The sequence below is a fragment of the Xanthomonas campestris pv. campestris str. ATCC 33913 genome, assembly GCF_000007145.1.
Classification (GTDB): Bacteria; Pseudomonadota; Gammaproteobacteria; order Xanthomonadales; family Xanthomonadaceae; genus Xanthomonas; species Xanthomonas campestris.
This window is the reverse complement of record NC_003902.1, coordinates 532,672-550,241: the sequence shown is the minus strand read 5'-3', so window position 1 is coordinate 550,241 and position 17,570 is coordinate 532,672. Positions and strand designations below refer to the sequence as shown.

The following is a 17,570-nucleotide window of genomic DNA, read 5'->3' as shown; positions in this document are numbered from 1 at the left end:
TTGGCTATCGTCACCTACAACTCAAACCGTCAAAGAGGCGACTTGATGCGACGCTTCATCTCCGTGCTACCTGCTCTCGGCCTGAGCCTGGTGCTTGCCGCATGCGGTGACAAGCCAGGGCCCGTAGCTGCCACCACCAGCGCGCCTAGTACGCCGCCTGCCACCACCTCATCCCCGACTTCGACAGAAGCAGATACACAAGGACGGAACGACATGATCAAGGAATGCTCCGGCGTGCGCCTGCACCTGAGCGCGTTGCCATCCGAGAGCAGCGGCTCTACCAAGACCCACCTGGAAATGGAGCACGATGGCCAGCGCCAGGAAGTGGCAGCGCCTCCAGAGATGGCGGACTACACCGCAGTAGGCCTGGGTTGCGCGGAAGACGCAAAAGGAGGCACGTACTTTGTCATCCAGTACGGCGAGCTTCCCTACGGCTGCGAATTTTGCGAATGGTTCTTCCTGTATGACATCAAGGGTCAGTTGCTGAATCATGCGACACCACCTCTGCATACGCAGGACGGCCAGCAGAGCCCGAATAACGACGAATACGAACACAAGCTCGAAGAGTTAGGACTGAAGCACCCGGAATTGGAGCCTTTCCAGCCCTGAGCAAAGGAAGTCTATGCGCCGATTGCGGCGCATGGTGAAAGCAGTACGCAGTACATGGAGCAGCACCCGTTACAAGGAAGAATCTGTCTCATAGAAAGGAACGCACGATATGACCGACACCACGATCTATACCGAAATGGTTCAACCACGCGGCGCTGCATACAGCAGTGACCGGATCAAACCCTGGAGCCATTACCGCGAGCCCATCGACAGCGGAGATGGCAGATTGCATGGCGAATCGCGTCGCTGGGGCGATGCCAGTCCACAGACACAATCACGCGTGATCGATAGCCTTATCGATGCCTCGCGAGATGCAGGGCTTTCAGCGCGCGAGACTGCATACGTCCTTGCCATCGCCCGAGTTGAGTCAGGCTTCAACCCGGATGCAGCTGCGGGGACAACGTCTGCCTCTGGGCTAGGTCAATTCATTGACCGTACTGGCGCGCATTATGGCGTCAACGCGTCCAACCGCTTTGACGTGGAAACGCAGTCGCAGGCATTGGTGCAACATTTCGTTGATAACCGGGACCTCGCGCGTAGCCGCGGCCAGGGCGAGGATTACATTTACAAGTATCACCATGATGGTCCTAGCAAGGATTATGGTGGCTTGGCTCTGTCACGGCGCGAGATTGCGCCTCATCTGGACAACTACACCCAGTTTGTCGAGCAGCGTCTTGCACAAACGCAGGGCAATACAGTAGGTCAGCCGACGCCAGTGACGCAGACGGCCGAACCTAGCCATGCCACTCGCAGCAATTTCCGGCAAACGATGGAACGCATGCTGCCCGGTCAAGGCAGCACCGACCCGCACATTACCGGTCATTATGGTGAGCACCGCGGTAGCCACGGGCCGCACGGTGGTACAGATTTCAACTACGAAGGTGGTCAGCAAGGCCGTAACCTGCAGCACCCGACGGTGCATTCGCCGGTCTCCGGAACGGTAACGTTCGCGGGCGGCAACTACGGCACGGTCAAGATTCACGATGCGCAGGGTAACTCGCACGAGATCCTGCACCTGGACGCACTCAAGGTGAAAGAAGGCCAGACGCTGTCCGCGGGCGATGCCATCGGTACGATGGGCGGACTTGGCCCGAACGGTAACAGCCAGTACGCGCAGCATGTGCATTACCAACTGCGCGATGCCAACGGCAAGTTGACCAGTCCAGAGGCATTCTGGAATCAAGGTCACCAGCACGAGTCGGGCGCCCGTCAATCGCAACCATCGGCACCGGCTGGCAATGGCACGCTGCGTCATGGCGAGCAGAGCGGCGATGTCGGCAAGTTGCAGCAGGACCTCAACCGTCTCGGCGTTCGCGATGCACAGGGCAACCGGCTTGCGGAAGATGGTCGTTTTGGGGACAACACACGGGAGGCGGTGATCGCGTTTCAGAAGCAGCATGGGCTGCAGCCCGACGGGGTGGTGGGCCGCAATACGCAGGCCGCGCTGTCCACACAACCGGCACAGACCCAGTCGCAGGCGGGCGAGACGCAGGTTGCTGTGCCCAAGGGTCCGTCGCTCAACGATGCCTCGCATCCGGACCATGCGTTGCACAACGCGATCCGCAGCAAGCTGCCGAGCATGATCTCTAATGAGACCGCTGCCAACGTCACTTTGCAGGCCAAGCACAATGGCATCGACAGCGCAGATAAACTGCAGAACGTGACGGTGCAGGACGGCAAGGCGTTCGTGATGGGCACCACGCCGGGGTTCCGTGCGGCGGTGGATCTAAACCAGCCTGCCCCGTCATTGGAGCAGACCAGCGCGCAGCTTCTGGCTGGGCAGTCGCAACAGCAACAGGCGCACGAAGAGCAGCAAAAGGTCGCCATCGGCGGTCGCTGAGTTCACGATGCACGAAAGAGCCGGCCGGCCTGTCTGGCCGGCTTTTTTGTATCTGCCGTTTACCTGCCGCAGCTTCATGCACTCGGGTAGAAGCGAGACGTCACATATTTGAATCCGTGGAGCGGCGTCATTGACCGTGATTGCCTGCCGCATGACGCGCACGTCGGCGCTCCCAATAAGAGCGGCTAACAAAACGTAGCGAGCAGTCGTCAGGTGGGCGCGGAATGCGCGGAGGAACCGGCGTGTACGTGTGGACATGCCGATTTCAAGCACCGGCCGCGCCCGCCTGGCGGCTGCGCAGTCGTTTTGATCGCTGCTCTAGGTCTGGCTGCGGGCCGTCGTTTGCAGTGGGCGAGGCCGGTGCGCGAGAACCGGCGTGATCAATGGACGACGCCGCTGGCGGCACCACCCTCGCCCGCCTGGCGGGCAATTGCCAGTGCGCGGAGCGTGATACGCAACACAGGCAACCTGCCACGCGCTGGTGCGTGGCAGGTTCTGTTCCCGGCAGCTGCCCCGCAAGCGCCACTGCGGCCATCCGCGCGCGTATGCTTGGGCCATTCCTGGGAGGGAACATGACCGAACGCACCACGACCGCGCGCCCGCTCGAGCGCTATTTCGCCAGTTATTCCGACGACCACCGCAATGCGACCAACCAGCAGATCCACGTGCTGGCGGTGCCGGCGATCCTGTGGTCGGTGGTGGCCTTGCTGTGGTGCATCCCGGTGGGCGGGACCTGGTTCAGCAGCGGCGTGTGGGCGGCGCTGGCAATGTTCGGGGCGTGGTCATATTACAACCGGCTGTCGCGGCCGCTTGGCCTGGGCATGCTGGCGATCTTTTTCTTTTTCGGCTGTCTGTGCCGGCTGATCGAGGGCCGACTGGGCCTGGGCGGCCTGTTCACGCTGGCGGTGACGGTGTTCGTGCTGGCATGGATCGCGCAGTTTGTCGGCCACAAGATCGAAGGCCGCAAGCCGAGCTTTCTGACCGACCTGACCTATCTGCTGATCGGGCCGCTGTGGGTGCTGGCGAAGTTGTATCGCCACCTGGGCTGGCGGTTCTGATCTTCGGGTTCCCCGAGTCAGCGATACCGCGCTGACGCCAACGCAGGCTACTCGCCGATACCCAGCTCTTCCGGCAGCGGGCGAAACGCACGCGGTGCATAGCCGAAGTCGCGCCGCGCCGGCTCCAGGTCGAACACCAGGTCATCGCGCATGCGCTGCAACGCGGCGGTGTTCAAGCTGCGCAGCCGGCCCAGGCGCTGCGCGGTGGTGAGCGCCAGACCGAACAGCGAAGGCGGCACCTGATACAGCCGTGCCGGCCGCGGCAAGGCTTCCAGCACGCGTTCCACCATCTGCGTGTAGGCCAGCACTTCGCCGCCGCCCACCGCGTAGCTGCGCTGATGCGTGGCCGGCTGGGTGACCACCGCCAATGCCGCGCTGGCCAGATCGTCCACATGCACCGGCTGGCGCAGCCCGGTGGCATTGGCCGGCAACACGAAGGCGCCCGTGCGCCTGGCCAGCCCGGCAATCTGGGTCAACGTGCGGTCGCGGCCGGCGCCGTAGACCAGGGTGGGGCGCAGCACCGTGGCCGCGGCGCCACGCGCCTTGGCGGCGGAGAACAGCGCTTGTTCGGCATTGGCCAGCCGCTGGGCGACATCGCGCTCGGCGGCATCGATCGAATGTTCCTTGACCTCCACGCTGGTGGAACCAAACGCGACGATGCGTGGCGTGCTCACGGCGTTGGTTTCGTACCAGTGCGCGAAGTGATCCAGCGGGCCGCAGCTGAAGATCACCTCGAAACTCTCGCCCGCCACCGCCGGTGCCGCCAGGTCACCTTGCCGCCAGATGAGTCCTGCGCGTGCGGCGCGCGGCGCGCGCGACCAGGCGGTGACCTGCCAGCCACGCCCCAGCAGGCGGGTGAGCAAGCGTTCGCCGATCTGGCCACTGCCGCCGAAGACCAGGGCACGGGGTGCAGCGGCGGCGACGGAAGGAGCGGGATTGGCAGCAGTCACAAGGTACGCAGGCGGTGGCGATAGCGTCAGCATACCGAGTGCAACGCGGCGGTGCGACGGCACATCCTGTCGTTTTCCCGACGGGCGCGCACTCACCTTGACGCCGGCGTTAGTCAACGGTTTGTTAAGCTCTCTGGCCTGCTCGCGAATCTCGTGTTCCCTGCATGCCTGCACCGTTGGAAATTCTGCTCGCGCTGCCGTTCCTGATGGCGGCCGCCGTGGCGCTGTCGTGGCGCACCTCCCGTTCGATCACTGCGTGGTTGGCTGCGGCCGCGCCGTTGGCCGGCCTGGGCATCCTGGCACTGCTGACACCGGCGGTGCTGCGCGGGGAAATCATCCGCAGCCAACATGCCTGGTTACCGCAGATCGGGCTGCTGTTCTCGCTGCGCATGGACGGGCTGGCCTGGATGTTCGCGCTGCTGGTGCTGGCGATCGGCGCGCTGGTGGTGATGTATGCGCATTACTACCTGAGTGCACGCGATAGCGCCTCGCGCTTCTTCGCGTATTTGTTGCTGTTCATGGGCGCGATGCTGGGCATGGTGCTGTCGGGCAACCTGCTGCTGCTGATGGTGTTCTGGGAACTCACCAGCCTCAGTTCCTTCCTGCTGATCGGCTTCTGGTCGCATCGCAAGGATGCGCGCGAAGGCGCACGCATGGCGTTGGTGCTCACTGCCGGCGGCGGCCTGGCGTTGCTGGGCGGGGTGCTGCTGATCGGCCGCATCGTTGGCAGTTTTCAGCTGGATGCAGTGCTGGCCTCGGGTGATCTGATCCGTGCAAGCCCGCTGTACCCGTATGCGCTGGTGCTGGTGCTGCTTGGCATCTTTACCAAGAGCGCGCAGTTTCCGTTCCACTTCTGGTTGCCGCATGCGATGGCCGCGCCCACACCGGTGTCGGCGTATCTGCATTCGGCCACGATGGTCAAAGCCGGCGTGTTCCTGCTGGCGCGCCTGCACCCGGCGCTGGCCGGCACCGACCTGTTCCTGTACACGGTGACCAGCATCGGCGCGATCACCGTGCTGCTGGGCGCATGGCATGCGATTTTTCAGCACGATCTCAAGGGCGTGCTGGCATATTCGACCATCTCGCACCTGGGCCTGATCACCATGCTGTTCGGCCTGTCCACGCCGATGGCGGTGGTGGCCGGCGTGTTCCACATCCTCAACCACGCGGTGTTCAAGGCCTCGCTGTTCATGGCCGCCGGCATCATCGACCACGAGACCGGCACGCGCGACATGCGCAAGCTGGGCAACCTGCGCCGCCTGATGCCGTTCACCAGCGCACTGGCGATCACCGCGTCGCTGGCGATGGCCGGCATTCCGCTGCTCAACGGGTTCCTCTCGAAGGAAATGTTCTTCGCCGTGGCGCTGGAGGCCGAAGGCCCGCAGTTGCTGCGCCTGCTCGCCAGCGGCGCGGCGCTGATGGCCGGCCTGCTCGGCGTGGCCTACAGCCTGCGCTTTGTGCACGACACCTTCTTCGGCCAGGGCCCGCGCGACCTGGACCGCACCCCGCACGAGCCGCCGCGCTGGATGAAGATTCCGGTGGAAGTGCTGGTGCTGACCTGCGTGGCGGTGGGCATCGTGCCGGCCTGGACGGTGGCCCCGGTGCTGCGTGCCGGCGCCAGCGCGATCCTGGGCGATCGCCTGCCCGATTACAGCCTGGCGCTGTGGCACGGGTTGAACTGGCCGCTGGCGATGAGCATCGCCGGCGTGGTGGGCGGCGTGCTGCTGTACATGGCACTGCGCAAGCTGCTGGATCTGTACGCGATCGAAAACCGCTCACCGGGCAAGGCCTTGTTCAACTGGAATCTGCGGGCGCTGTTCGCCGCCTCCGCACGCGCCACCGATGCGATCACCAACGGCAACCTGCAGCGCATGTTGATGCTGCTGGTGCTCAGTGCGGTGGTGGTGGCGCTGGTGCCGTTCCTGCAGGGCGGCGCGTTGCGACCGTGGCCGACACCGGCGCCCATGCCGTTGCTGGGCTGGGCGTTGTGGCTGCTGATGCTGGCCTGCGCGCTGGGCAGCCTGTTCCTGTACCGGCAACGCTTGCTGGCAGTGCTGGTGCTGGGCGGCACCGGGTTGGCGGTGAGCCTGACCTTTGTGTTCCTGTCTGCACCGGACCTGGCACTGACGCAGTTGCTGGTGGAGATGGTGACGCTGGTGCTGATGCTGCTGGCGATGAACTACCTGCCGGAAACCTCGCGCCCGGAACGCGCGCCGCTGCGTAAAGTCCGCGATGCCTGCATTGCTGTCGTTGCCGGCGGCGGCCTGGCGGCGCTGGCCTACACGTTGATGACCCAGCCCAGCCCGACCATCGCTGGCGAGATGCTGCAGCGCGCTTTGCCGGAGGCGTACGGGCGCAACGTGGTCAACGTGATCCTGGTGGACTTCCGCGGTTTCGATACGTTTGGCGAGATCACCGTGTTCGCCATCGCCGGGCTGGTGGTGCACGCGCTGCTGCGGCGCTCGCGCATGGCCCCGGAACGCACCATGCCCGGCCCGGCGATCAAGCTGCCGGTGCCGGCGGATCTGGCGCAGATCATGTTCCCGCTGACGCTCACGGTGTCGCTGTTCCTGTTCCTGCGCGGCCACAACGCGCCCGGCGGCGGCTTCATTGCCGGCCTGGTGTTGGCGGTACCGTTGCTGATGCAATACGTGATCCAGGGCGCGGCGTCGGTGGAGTCGCGCTTCGGGTTCGACTACATCCGCCTGATCGGCATCGGGCTGTTGTGCGCACTGCTCAGTGGTGCCGGCTCGCTGCTGTTCGGCCGGCCGTTCCTCACCAGCGGGCACGCCGAGATTCCGCTGGGATGGCTGGGCGAGCTGGAGCTGGCCAGCGCGTTGGGCTTCGACACCGGCGTGTATCTGGTGGTGTTCGGTGCGGCGATGTTGATGCTGTCGATGATGGGCACGATCAAACCCTCGCGCACCCGCGACTCGCATCGCGGCGAGATCGATCCCACCCAGCGTTCGACGCGCACTGCGGAGCAGCATTGATGGAACTGGCACTGGCAAGCGCGATCGGCGTGCTCACCGCTCTGGCGATCTACCTGCTGCTGCGTGCGCGCAGTTTCGATGTGATCCTGGGGCTCACCTTCCTGTCGTATGCGACCAACCTGCTGATCTTCGCCGGTGGGCGCCTGCGCAGCGGGCAGCCGCCCGTGCTACGCGACGGCATTTCCGCCGACCTGAGCCAGCACACCGACCCGCTGCCGCAGGCGCTGGTGCTCACCGCGATCGTGATTGCCTTCGCGATGACCGCGGTAAGCCTGGTGCTGGCGATCCGCAGCCGCAGCGACAACGGCAGCGACCACGTGGATGCGCACGAAGATGCGGATACCGGCGAAGACACGCGTGAGGCGCGCCGATGAACCATCTGCTGATCCTGCCGATCCTGATCCCGATGCTCGGCGCGTCGGCGTCGTTGTTTGTCGAACACCGCCGCTATGGGCCGCGTGTGCAACGCGCCGTGGCCTGGACCAGCATGGCCCTGCTGGCGGTGGCAGTGGTCGCCCTGTTCGCTCGCGCTGCGCACGGCGAGGTACTGGTGTACCTGCTGGGCGACTGGCCGGCGCGGCTGGGCATCGTGCTGATGGGCGACCGGCTGGCCGCGTGGATGCTGATGACCACGCTGGTGCTGGGCGCGGCCTGCCTGCTGCACGCCTGCGCCGGCTGGGACCGCCGCGCGCCACATTTCCATGCGCTGTTCCAGTTCCAGCTGATGGGCTTGAACGGGGCATTTCTGACCGGCGACATCTTCAATCTGTTCGTGTTCTTCGAGGTGATGCTGATCGCCTCCTACGGCCTGCTGCTCAGCGGCGGGCGCGGGTTGCAGATGCGTATCGGCCTGCACTACGTGGTGTTCAACGTCTGCGCCTCGACGCTGTTCCTGATTGCGCTGGGGCTGTTGTTCGGTTTGTTCGGCACGCTCAACATGGCCGAGCTGTCGCAGCGCATCGCCACCCTGCCCGCAGCGGACGTGCCGCTGGCGAAGGCCACCCTGGGATTGTTGTTGCTGGTGTTCTGCAGCAAGGCCGCACTGCTGCCGCTGTACCTGTGGCTGCCGGAAACCTATTCGCGCGCACCGGCCTCGGTGGCGGCCTTGTTCGCCATCATGACCAAGGTGGGCCTGTACGCGGTGCTGCGGGTGTCGTCGTTGTGGTTCGGTGCCGGCGCAGGCGCATTGCACGGCTTCGGCCGGCACGCGCTGTTGTGGCTGGGCATCGGCACGCTGGTGATGGCGGCCTTCGGCGTGATGGCGGCATCGCGGCTGCGGGTGATGGTGTCGTACCTGGTGGTGTTTTCGGCGGCGACGTTGTTCATCGCCTTCTCGCTGGACGATGCACGTGCGCTGGGCGCCGGCCTGTATTACCTGCCGCATAGCTGCTTTGTGGCGGCGGCGTTGTTCATGGTGTCGGACCTGATCCGCCGGCGCCGTGGTCGCGCCAGCGATCGCAAGGAAGTGGTTGCCCCACTGCCTGGGCGGGCGATTCCCGGCGCGATGTTCATGATTGCGGCTGTTGCCGTGGCTGGCCTGCCACCGCTGTCCGGGTTCCTGGCCAAGGCCGCGCTACTGCAGCATGTGCCCGCCGACCTGGTGGCCCCGGTATGGGGTGCGGTGCTGGGCAGCAGTTTGCTGGTGGTGATCGGCCTCACGCGTGCAGGTGTGCGCCTGTTCTGGCGCGTTCCAGAGGCGGTGGAAGAGGCGGTCGAGGACGACGCACCGGAGCGCCTGCCGCAACGGCGCGCGCGCATGCGCCCGGTGGAAACAGCCGCCACGATCATCCTGTTGAGCGGCTTGGTGGCGATGACGATCGGTGCCGGCCCGTTGATGCATTACACCGATGCGGCCGGTGCGCAGCTGCGTGACCCCGGCGCGTATTTGGAACAGGTGCGCGGGACCACGCCGCAACGGAGGCAGCCATGAGCGCACAGGTGTCCTGGCAACGCCGGCTGTTTCCCTCGCGCCCGTTGAGCGTGATGGTGTTTCTGTTCTGGCTGCTGCTCAGCGATAGCTTCGGGCCGCAGCAGTGGGTGCTCGGCCTGCTGCTCGGCTGGGTGGTGCCGATCTTCGCCGCGCGGCTGGACCGCGAGTTCGCGCGCATCGGTTCGTTGCGTTCGGTACCGCGCATGCTGCTGGTGGCCGCTGTCGATATCGTGCGCTCCAACATCAAGGTGGCGCTGCAGGTGCTGGGGCCGGAATCGCGTATCCACCCCGGCTTTATCTGGGTGCCGCTGGACATCGAGAATATCCACGGCATCGCCGCGCTCACCAGCATGATCACGTTGACGCCGGGCACGGTGTCAGCGGCGCTGTCGGACGACCGCAAATACCTGCTCGTGCATGTGCTGCATCTGGATGACCCGGATGCGCTGATCGCCGAGATCAAGTCACGCTATGAAACGCCCCTGATGGAGATCTTTCCATGACCGGCCATACCTTCATCGAAACGACCATCGTTGTCTGCATGCATGCGGTGGCGCTGGCCATGTTGATGTCGCTCTGGCGGCTGCTGCGCGGGCCCACCGTGCCGGACCGCATCCTGGCGCTGGACACGCTCTCCATCACCGCCATTGCCGAGCTGATGTTGCTGGGCATGTACCTGGATTCGCCGATTTATTTCGAGGCCGCCCTGGTGATCGCCATGCTGGGCTTCGGCAGCACGGTGGTGCTCAGCAAGTACGTGCTGCGCCGGGATATCGTCGAATGATCGCGCTCACCGAATATCTGCTCAGCGCATTGCTGCTGGTGGGCACCTTCTTCATCCTGATCGGCGCGTTCGGGCTGGTGAAGTTGTCGGACTTCTTCAAGCGCCTGCATGCACCCACCAAGGCCAGCACGCTGGGCGTGGGTTGCGTACTGCTGGGCTCGGTCGGCTATCACCTGTTCCTGGGTGTGGACCCGCAACCGCGCGAATTGCTGATCACCGTGTTCCTGTTCATCACCGCGCCAATCAGCGCCCACCTGATGGCCAAGGCCGCGCTGTCGCTGATGATGGAAGACCGCCCGGAAGTCCCCAACCACGGCGACATGCAAAAAGAAGGGCTGCCGCCGGCGCAAGGCGATGTGGGCGAGAACATGGAAACCACGCCGGACCGGTCGACGTCGGAGCACAACTCCAGCGGTTGATGGATTGACTGGTCAGCGCACTCCGGTTGTCCCGCGATGCTGCGTTCGATGCGGGTTTACGTCATTGAACGCAGCCGACACTGACGCACAGCACCGCGCGCTGCGCTGCCCGGATCAGCCGCAGCCTTCCACGTAATCCACCTGCGGCGCCACCCCCACGCGCCAGTTGGTCACCTTGCCGTTGGCATCGATGTCGAACACCAGCGCGCTTTGCGATTGGGCGTCGGCATGCCGCAGGCTCAGCGCACCGGGGATGTACTTGTGCGGTTGTTCCGCCAGGCCATCGGGATACAGCGCGCGCACCTCGGCGACGGTCATGCCCACCCGCCCGCCACCGGGCGCCACTTCCTTGGGCTCGTTGGTCTGGTAACGCACCAGCCGGTCGCCCTCGAACATGAAACCGAAGCGGCGCGCGTCGTCGGCCCACTGCGGGCGCAACAGGTAGCAACCGCCGTCGGCCGCTGCATCGCCACGTAAGGCACCGCCCCAAGCCGCACGCGCCTGCGCGGCGTCCATGCCCAGGCGCAGGTCGCCATAGCCATCCAGGCGCGCCAATGCGGCCGGGTCCTGACGCAGGCGTGGCGGCAGGCTGCCCGGCGGCGCGGTGGCCGGCGGAACGTCGCCGCGCGGTTGGTCCGCCTCGGCGGCGGGCGCTGCCGGCGGGCTGGACGCAGCGGCGTCATCCGCGGCCGGGGTTTCAGCGGTGCGGCTGCAGCCGGTGGCCAATGCCGCGAACGCGATCACTGCAATCAGTCTGGATGTCATGCCTGCACTCCCCACCAAGTCGCCATCAGCCTACACAGTGCGCATCGCGGCCATGTGCAGGCGTTGCGTATTCGGGGCGTGGCAGGTGCGCGGCTTGGGGTGTTCACGGCGCCTGCTGTCATGCGGTCGCGCCGATGTCATCGTCGCTTCATTGGCGACAGTCACCCTGGCGGCTTCGCAGGACCGCCGCCATGTACCCACGCAAGACCGATCTCGCCCTGACCGCGCTGCAATCCCATCGCAGCCCGCTGACCTTGCTGCAGCGCCGTGCACTGATCCTGGCCGATGGCCAGCGCGATCTGGACACCCTGGCGGCGCTGCTGGGCGGCGAGGCCGCCACGCTGGTGCAGACCTTGTGCGCGCTGGGCTATCTGCACCTGGGTGCAAACGTGGCGACCAACGCGGCGCCTCCCGCCTCCGCCGCAGCACCTTCAGCACCCAGCGACGCCGAGCCGGCAGCACCCTTGCTGAGCGAAGAAGAACAACAACGGCAGCGGCGGCGCGCGACCACCAACGCACGCCTGTATCTGCTGGATATCCTGCAGTTGCAGCGCAACCCGGTGGCGGTCCTGCTGCACCGTCGCCTGCAGGCCGCACGCAGCGACATCGAGATTCATGCCGCCATCGCTGAGGCGCTGCAGGCCTTGCCGCAATTCACCTCGGCCAGTTATGCCGAACGCGTGCGTACGCGCAGTGCGGAGTTGCTGCCTGACATGTTGGGTGAAGCGACTGCAGCGGCTGCGGAATCAATCGTGCGCCATGCGGATAAGGCATCGGTTTAGTTGACGCGGCGATGGGTAGCACGACGCATGTGCTTGGAAACGAATGCGGTGGCTGCAATCAACTTACGGCATGCCATCAAGATGCTGGCTTGGAGCAGCTAATAAAACGTAGCGAGCAGTTGTTGTCAGGTGGATGCGGCCGGCGGCGCGGAGGAACCGGAGTGTAAGGGGTACATGCCGATTCCGTGCAGCGGCCGCGCCCGCCTGGCGGCCGTGCAGTCGTTTTTGATAGCTGCTCTTAGCTCAACGCCAGCTGGTCACGCGATGCAACTGATGAAACGTAAGCTCCTTATCAGCTGCATTGCTGCCGATGCTGTCGCTATGCAGCTGGCGATGAACCCGATGGGTCCGACGTAAACGTAGCAACCAGGCGTCACCCGCGTTTTGCATTTGGTCGCTGGTTAACCGCCCATATACCTCAGCAAATCGCAAAGGCCATCGAGGATGCTTCGGAACGCTCGTGCTGTTGCGAGGCCTAGGGTTGATGCGCAACAGCATGCAGCGTCATGAGCGGCACCGCTCAACACCACACTATTGCGCCGTCGCTACCGCACTCAGCTAGCCGGCGGCGCCTGAAATGCTTTGCGCAACCCCGCCCAGCACTGCTGATAATCGCCCTGCCGATGCGGTGCGTGCAGCGCTTGCGCGGTGGGGCGCAGCACGGCGCGGGTTTCGAACATGAAGGCCATCGTCTCGGTGATGACGTCCGGCCGCGACAGGTCCGCTTGCGAGGCCTTGTCGAAGGTGGCCGCGTCCGGGCCGTGGCCGCTCATGCAGTTGTGCAGCGACGCACCGCCCGGCGCGAAGCCGTCGGCCTTGGCGTCGTACACGCCGTGCACCAGCCCCATGAACTCGCTGGCCACATTGCGGTGGAACCACGGTGGGCGGAAGGTGTGCTGCGCCACCAGCCAGCGCGGCGGGAAGATCGCGAAATCCATGTTGGCCGTGCCGTGCGTGTCGCTGGGCGAGGTCAGCACCGTAAAAATACTCGGGTCTGGATGATCGAAGCTAATCGAGCCGATGGTGTTGAAGCGGCGCAGGTCGTAGCGGTACGGCGCGTAGTTGCCGTGCCAGGCCACCACGTCCAGTGGCGAATGGCCGATGTCCGCACGCCACAGGTGGCCCTGGAATTTGGCCACCAGTTCAAAGCGGCCTTCGCGTTGCTCGAAGGCCGCACACGGGGTTTCGAAGTCGCGCGGATTCGCCAGGCCATTACTGCCAATCGGCCCCAGGTCGGGCAGGTGCAGCAAACCACCGAAGTTCTCGCAGACATAGCCACGTGCGGTGCCGTCGCGTAGCTCGACCCGGAAGCGCACGCCGCGCGGAATCACCCCGATCTGCTGCGGCTCCAGCTCGAGCATGCCGAGCTCGGTGTGCACGCGCAGGCGCCCGAGTTGCGGCACCAGCAGCAGCTCGCCGTCGGCGTTATAGAAGAAGCGATCCTGCATGGAGGCATTGGCCGCATACAGATGCACGGCCACGCCATTCATTGCTTCGGGGCTACCATTCCCGGCCATGGTGTACAGGCCATCGATGAAATCGGTGGGTGTCTGCGGCAACGGCAGCGGGCTCCAGCGCAACTGGTCCGGCGGCACCGGTCCGTGGCCGAAATCGTTGTGGAACTGCGACTGCTCGATCAGCGAGAACGTCCCGTGCACCGCAGCAGGACGCATGCGGTACAGCCAACTGCGCCGATTTTCGCCGCGCGGCGCGGTGAATGCAGTACCCGACAACTGCTCGGCATACAGCCCGTGCGCCACACGCTGCGGCGAGTTCTGGCCAACCGGCAAGGTATCGGCTACTGCCTCGCTGGCGAATTCATTGCCGAAGCCGGTCATGTAACGCTGGTCGTTGTGCATGGGTGCGTCCGGATGTTGACCCGCCCTCCACGACAGCAGAAGGGTGGGATCGAGTTGGATCAAGCCGCTCTTACCGAAAAAGAGCTCAAGCCTGGCGGATCAAGCCCCTCTCCCACCGGGAGAGGGGTTGGGGTGAGGGTACGGCGTAGCGACCATCTTGAAGATCGTTTCAACCACCGCATCCAGCGAAAACAACACATCGTTATTCCAGAAGCGCAGCACTGTCCATCCCTTCGATTGAAGCCACCGCGTCCTTGCCTGATCGCTGGATGCTTGGTGCTGCGATCCATCCAGCTCAATAATCAATGCTGCATCGATACAACAAAAATCTGCGATGTAGGGCGGAATCGGATGCTGACGTCTGAACTTGAAATCGTGTAGCTGGTTGCTGCGTAGACAGCGCCAAAGTGCGCGTTCTGCGTCTGTCAGCTCTTTGCGTAATGCGCGCGCATGGGTGCGTGTGACAGTGGGTAATGGTGGTTTGATTTTCATCGCTCCACCGTACCCTCACCCCAACCCCTCTCCCGCAGGGAGAGGGGCTTTGACTACGTGCGTCTTCGTTGCTGTGTGTTGTCAGAAAAATGCCTTGACTGGTCGTGCTTGATCGCGACCACTTGCCGCTCGCTTCGTCGGATCCGTACCGGAACCACATCCGACATCACGGGCAGCCAGGCGCGGCACCGCAACAATCTGCACCACTCAAAACCGCACCGAAGCAATTAATGGCAGCAACCACAAATCCCGAGTAGCGAATCACCCATCCCGGCTATCAAAGCACCCCACGCTTCATCTGATCGCGCTCGATGCTTTCGAACAAGGCCTGGAAGTTGCCTTCGCCGAAGCCTTCATTGCCCTTGCGCTGGATGATCTCGAAGAAGATCGGGCCGATGCAGTTGGTGGTGAAGATCTGCAGCAACTTGCGCTGTTTGGTGTCCACGTCGGCGTCGATCAGGATCTTGTTGCGACGCAGGCGCTCGACGTCTTCACCATGATCGGGAATGCGCAGGTCCACCACGTCGAAATAGGTGTCCGGCGTGTCCAGGAATGTGACGCCGGCAGCGCGCATCCGTTCCACCGAGGTGTAGATGTCGTCGGTGAAGCAGGCGATGTGCTGAATGCCTTCGCCCTGATACGCGTCCAGGTATTCGTTGATCTGGCTCTTCGGGTCGGAAGACTCATTGAGCGGAATGCGCACAATGCCGTCCGGGGCAGTCATCGCCTTGGACACCAAACCGGTCTTGGCGCCCTTGATGTCGAAGTAGCGGATCTCGCGGAAGTTGAACAGCCGCTCGTAGTAATCCGACCACTGCTGCATGTTGCCGAAGTACAGGTTGTGGGTCAGGTGGTCGATGAAGGTGAGCCCGAAGCCGGCCGGGTGCTGGTCGGCGCCTTCGATTGCCTCGTAGTCGGCGTCGTAGATGCTCCCCGCCTCGCCGTAGCGGTCCACCAGGTACAGCATGCAATCGCCAATGCCCTTGACCACCGGCGCCGGCACCGCGCGCATGTCGGGCTTCTTCTGCACGGCTTCGCCGCCGTTGCCGAGCACGGTCTGCAGCACGGTGTCGGCCGGGGTGCGGAAGCGGATCGCAAAACCGCAGGCGCACGGGCCGTGGGCGGCGGCGAAATCGGCCGCGAACGAATCCGGGTCTTCGTTGAGCAGAAAGTTCACCCCGCCCTGGCGATACACGGTGATCGGGCGGCTGCGATGGCGCAGCACCGCGGTGAAGCCCATCTTGCGGAAGTAGTCGTGCAACTGCGCGGCCTGGCCGGCGGGGGCGGCGAATTCGACGAATTCGAACCCGTCGATGCCCATCGGATTTTCGAAGGTGGTGACCTGCATGCCCGGGTCCGGGCGCGTTGCAGTGGTGTTCGGTTGTGCGCTCATCGTCGTTTCTCCACGCTAGGGCGCCCGCGGGGCTATGCGGGGTGGCAGAAGACCCGCGAGAATGCGCAGGCCACCCTCCGTTTGTAGTTGCAAATGAAACCAAAATCAAGACACAGTGCAACATGAGCGATCTCGACACCCCCACACCGTCGCCGCATCCCGTCCTGCTCAACCTCGAGCAGTTCCTGCCCTATCGCCTCAGCGTGCTGTCCAACCGCATCAGCGGCAACATCGCCAAGGTCTACGGCGACCGCTATGGCATGGCCATTCCCGAGTGGCGGGTGATCACCATCCTGGCACTGTATCCGGGCTCCTCGGCCAGTGAAGTGTCAGACCGCACGGCGATGGACAAAGTTGCCGTCAGCCGCGCGGTGGCGCGCCTGCTGGAACGGGGCTTCATCCGGCGCGAAACGCACGGCGACGACCGCCGCCGCTCGATGCTGGCGCTGTCGCCGGCCGGGCGCCAGGTGTACGAGACCGTGGCACCGCTGGTCAACGAGATGGAGCAGCGGCTGATGTCGGTGTTCAGCGCCGAAGAACAGCAGACGCTGGAACGGCTGATCGACCGCCTGGCCAAGGACGGGTTGCCGCGGATGGCCAGCAAGGACTGAGTGCGGGTTTGCGGTGCAGCTTCGGGGAGAAGCGCTGGTTCGGTCGTGCGCTGTGCGCCATCCGCGTTCTGGAAGAGCACGCCTGCGGTCTGTTTGATGCGCCGGATGCTGGTGGCGTAAGGCTGGTGCGGCCAGCGTTGCATGTGCTGTGGCGTTGGCCTGCGACGTATGCCGCGACCCGCGGCTATGCAAGCAGAGCCGCGCGGTCTTGCGCGGTCACAGGTTCGCCGCCCACTGCGTCGCTTCCCGCGCGCGCATTCGCAGCCGGCGTCAGCGCGCCATCCGCCCGCAGAGCGCGGTGCCGCGCGCTAGACAGCACGTACCTGCACCACCGCATCGGTTATCTGCGCTGCTGGGCGTCCACTGCCACGCACCTGCACGCCCGGATCGGCTTGGGCACATGCGGCACGCAGCGATCCAGCAAGCCACACCCAACAAAAACCCCCGCACTGGCGGGGGGTTTTGTTGTAACTCCAGCAGGAACCGTGCTCAGGCTTCCGGCGGTGCCCACTGCTTGAGAAAGTCGAACAGCTTCTTGCGGTCGTAGCCATCGCCCTTGCGCAGTTCCGGGCCGGCCTGCAGCGTCAAGGGCTTGCCGTCGTTGTCCAGCACCAGCAGCGAGGGAAAGTCGTTGAGCTGGGCGAACTGCGACAGGAACGCGGCATTCTCGTTGGACGCATCGCGGTTGACCTTGACCACCACGAAATGCGCGTCGCGAAAGCTGCGCAGCTCCGCATCGCCGCCCATCACCTCGTCCAGTGCCTGGCACGGCGCGCACGCGGCATTGCCGACATTGAGCACGATGCGCTTGCCACCGCGCTTGGCTTCGACCTTGGCCGTTTCCAGATCCGCTGCCGGATCGCGCGAGGGGTCGTACTGCGCATTGAGCGCGGCCGCCGCAGCGATATCCGCCGCGGTGGGCGTGTTGCCCGAGGACACCGGCTGGCTGGGATCGGCACTGGGTGGTTTTTGCATGGAAGTGTCCAGCGGCCGTGGCGCCTGTTGCTGGTCGGTGGGCTGCCCGCAGGCGCTCAACAGACCTGCCATCAGCAGGCCACAGACAGTCGCTTTGATCCGCATTGCGG

General features: G+C 64.6%; 17 protein-coding genes and 2 other RNA genes. 11 read left to right on the top strand and 8 right to left on the bottom strand.

Features of this window, described 5'->3' with window-relative positions; all coding sequences use genetic code 11:
- Positions 1 to 609, top strand: coding sequence for an LptM family lipoprotein (locus tag XCC_RS02340; RefSeq protein ID WP_230428422.1), 609 nt, complete (start codon positions 1 to 3; stop codon positions 607 to 609).
- A 109-nt stretch (positions 610 to 718) separates the two neighbouring features.
- The gene (locus tag XCC_RS02335) at positions 719 to 2,449 is read left to right on the top strand and encodes a peptidoglycan-binding protein (protein ID WP_011035702.1); all 1,731 of its coding nucleotides are present in this window, start codon (positions 719 to 721) and stop codon (positions 2,447 to 2,449) included.
- A 183-nt stretch (positions 2,450 to 2,632) separates the two neighbouring features.
- Here XCC_RS02335 and XCC_RS02330 read toward each other — a convergent pair.
- Positions 2,633 to 2,707, bottom strand: a non-coding RNA gene (locus XCC_RS02330) — sX9 sRNA.
- A gap of 314 nt (positions 2,708 to 3,021) precedes the next feature.
- Here XCC_RS02330 and XCC_RS02325 point away from each other — a divergent pair.
- Complete coding sequence (locus XCC_RS02325) at positions 3,022 to 3,507, top strand: DUF962 domain-containing protein (RefSeq protein ID WP_011035701.1); 486 nt, start codon at positions 3,022 to 3,024, stop codon at positions 3,505 to 3,507.
- A 47-nt stretch (positions 3,508 to 3,554) separates the two neighbouring features.
- Here XCC_RS02325 and XCC_RS02320 read toward each other — a convergent pair whose 3' ends face one another.
- On the bottom strand, positions 3,555 to 4,457 hold the full coding sequence (locus XCC_RS02320; RefSeq protein WP_029217172.1) for an NAD-dependent epimerase/dehydratase family protein: 903 nt from the start codon (positions 4,455 to 4,457) through the stop codon (positions 3,555 to 3,557).
- A 164-nt stretch (positions 4,458 to 4,621) separates the two neighbouring features.
- On the opposite strand from XCC_RS02320, the gene XCC_RS02315 reads away from it, so the two are divergent.
- Genes XCC_RS02315 through XCC_RS02290 form a run of 6 tightly spaced genes read left to right on the top strand, consistent with a single transcriptional unit; the run spans position 4,622 to position 10,583 of the window.
- Positions 4,622 to 7,450, top strand: a complete 2,829-nt coding sequence (locus XCC_RS02315) for a monovalent cation/H+ antiporter subunit A (protein ID WP_011035699.1) — start codon at positions 4,622 to 4,624, stop codon at positions 7,448 to 7,450.
- Entirely contained in the window at positions 7,450 to 7,824 is a 375-nt protein-coding gene (locus XCC_RS02310; RefSeq protein WP_016945167.1) for a Na+/H+ antiporter subunit C, read from the top strand. Before XCC_RS02315 ends, XCC_RS02310 begins: the two co-directional genes overlap by 1 nt.
- Positions 7,821 to 9,380 carry a monovalent cation/H+ antiporter subunit D gene (locus XCC_RS02305; RefSeq protein ID WP_011035697.1) on the top strand — a complete coding sequence of 520 codons (1,560 nt, stop codon included), beginning with the start codon at positions 7,821 to 7,823 and terminating at the stop codon, positions 9,378 to 9,380. The genes XCC_RS02310 and XCC_RS02305 overlap by 4 nt, the downstream gene beginning before the upstream one ends.
- Positions 9,377 to 9,883 carry a Na+/H+ antiporter subunit E gene (locus XCC_RS02300; RefSeq protein ID WP_011035696.1) on the top strand — a complete coding sequence of 169 codons (507 nt, stop codon included), beginning with the start codon at positions 9,377 to 9,379 and terminating at the stop codon, positions 9,881 to 9,883. The genes XCC_RS02305 and XCC_RS02300 overlap by 4 nt, the downstream gene beginning before the upstream one ends.
- Positions 9,880 to 10,164: a K+/H+ antiporter subunit F gene (locus XCC_RS02295; protein ID WP_011035695.1), complete on the top strand. Its 285-nt coding sequence runs from the start codon at positions 9,880 to 9,882 to the stop codon at positions 10,162 to 10,164. Before XCC_RS02300 ends, XCC_RS02295 begins: the two co-directional genes overlap by 4 nt.
- Positions 10,161 to 10,583 carry a Na+/H+ antiporter subunit G gene (locus tag XCC_RS02290; RefSeq protein WP_011035694.1) on the top strand — a complete coding sequence of 141 codons (423 nt, stop codon included), beginning with the start codon at positions 10,161 to 10,163 and terminating at the stop codon, positions 10,581 to 10,583. The genes XCC_RS02295 and XCC_RS02290 overlap by 4 nt, the downstream gene beginning before the upstream one ends.
- 114 nt (positions 10,584 to 10,697) lie before the next feature.
- Here the strand turns inward: XCC_RS02290 and XCC_RS02285 are convergent, their stop codons facing one another.
- Positions 10,698 to 11,348 carry a hypothetical protein gene (locus XCC_RS02285; protein ID WP_019237195.1) on the bottom strand — a complete coding sequence of 217 codons (651 nt, stop codon included), beginning with the start codon at positions 11,346 to 11,348 and terminating at the stop codon, positions 10,698 to 10,700.
- 191 nt (positions 11,349 to 11,539) lie between these two features.
- Between XCC_RS02285 and XCC_RS02280 the strand changes: the two genes are divergently transcribed.
- Positions 11,540 to 12,130 (top strand): hypothetical protein, encoded by a 591-nt coding sequence (locus XCC_RS02280; protein WP_019237194.1) that lies wholly within the window; start codon positions 11,540 to 11,542, stop codon positions 12,128 to 12,130.
- Between the two features lie 96 nt (positions 12,131 to 12,226).
- Here the strand turns inward: XCC_RS02280 and XCC_RS02275 are convergent.
- The 4 genes from XCC_RS02275 to hppD form a co-directional block, all read right to left on the bottom strand.
- Positions 12,227 to 12,306, bottom strand: a non-coding RNA gene (locus XCC_RS02275) — sX9 sRNA.
- Between the two features lie 378 nt (positions 12,307 to 12,684).
- Positions 12,685 to 13,989: a homogentisate 1,2-dioxygenase gene (gene hmgA, locus XCC_RS02270; RefSeq protein ID WP_019237192.1), complete on the bottom strand. Its 1,305-nt coding sequence runs from the start codon at positions 13,987 to 13,989 to the stop codon at positions 12,685 to 12,687.
- A gap of 99 nt (positions 13,990 to 14,088) precedes the next feature.
- Entirely contained in the window at positions 14,089 to 14,481 is a 393-nt protein-coding gene (locus tag XCC_RS02265) for an endonuclease domain-containing protein (RefSeq protein WP_011035690.1), read from the bottom strand.
- 277 nt (positions 14,482 to 14,758) lie between these two features.
- Positions 14,759 to 15,874: a 4-hydroxyphenylpyruvate dioxygenase gene (hppD, locus tag XCC_RS02260; protein WP_019237191.1), complete on the bottom strand. Its 1,116-nt coding sequence runs from the start codon at positions 15,872 to 15,874 to the stop codon at positions 14,759 to 14,761.
- 122 nt (positions 15,875 to 15,996) lie between these two features.
- Here hppD and XCC_RS02255 point away from each other — a divergent pair, with 122 nt between their 5' ends.
- The gene (locus XCC_RS02255; protein ID WP_011035688.1) at positions 15,997 to 16,485 is read left to right on the top strand and encodes a MarR family winged helix-turn-helix transcriptional regulator; all 489 of its coding nucleotides are present in this window, start codon (positions 15,997 to 15,999) and stop codon (positions 16,483 to 16,485) included.
- A gap of 489 nt (positions 16,486 to 16,974) precedes the next feature.
- Here XCC_RS02255 and XCC_RS02250 read toward each other — a convergent pair whose 3' ends face one another.
- On the bottom strand, positions 16,975 to 17,565 hold the full coding sequence (locus tag XCC_RS02250; RefSeq protein WP_011035687.1) for a thioredoxin family protein: 591 nt from the start codon (positions 17,563 to 17,565) through the stop codon (positions 16,975 to 16,977).
- Positions 17,566 to 17,570 lie beyond the last annotated feature (5 nt).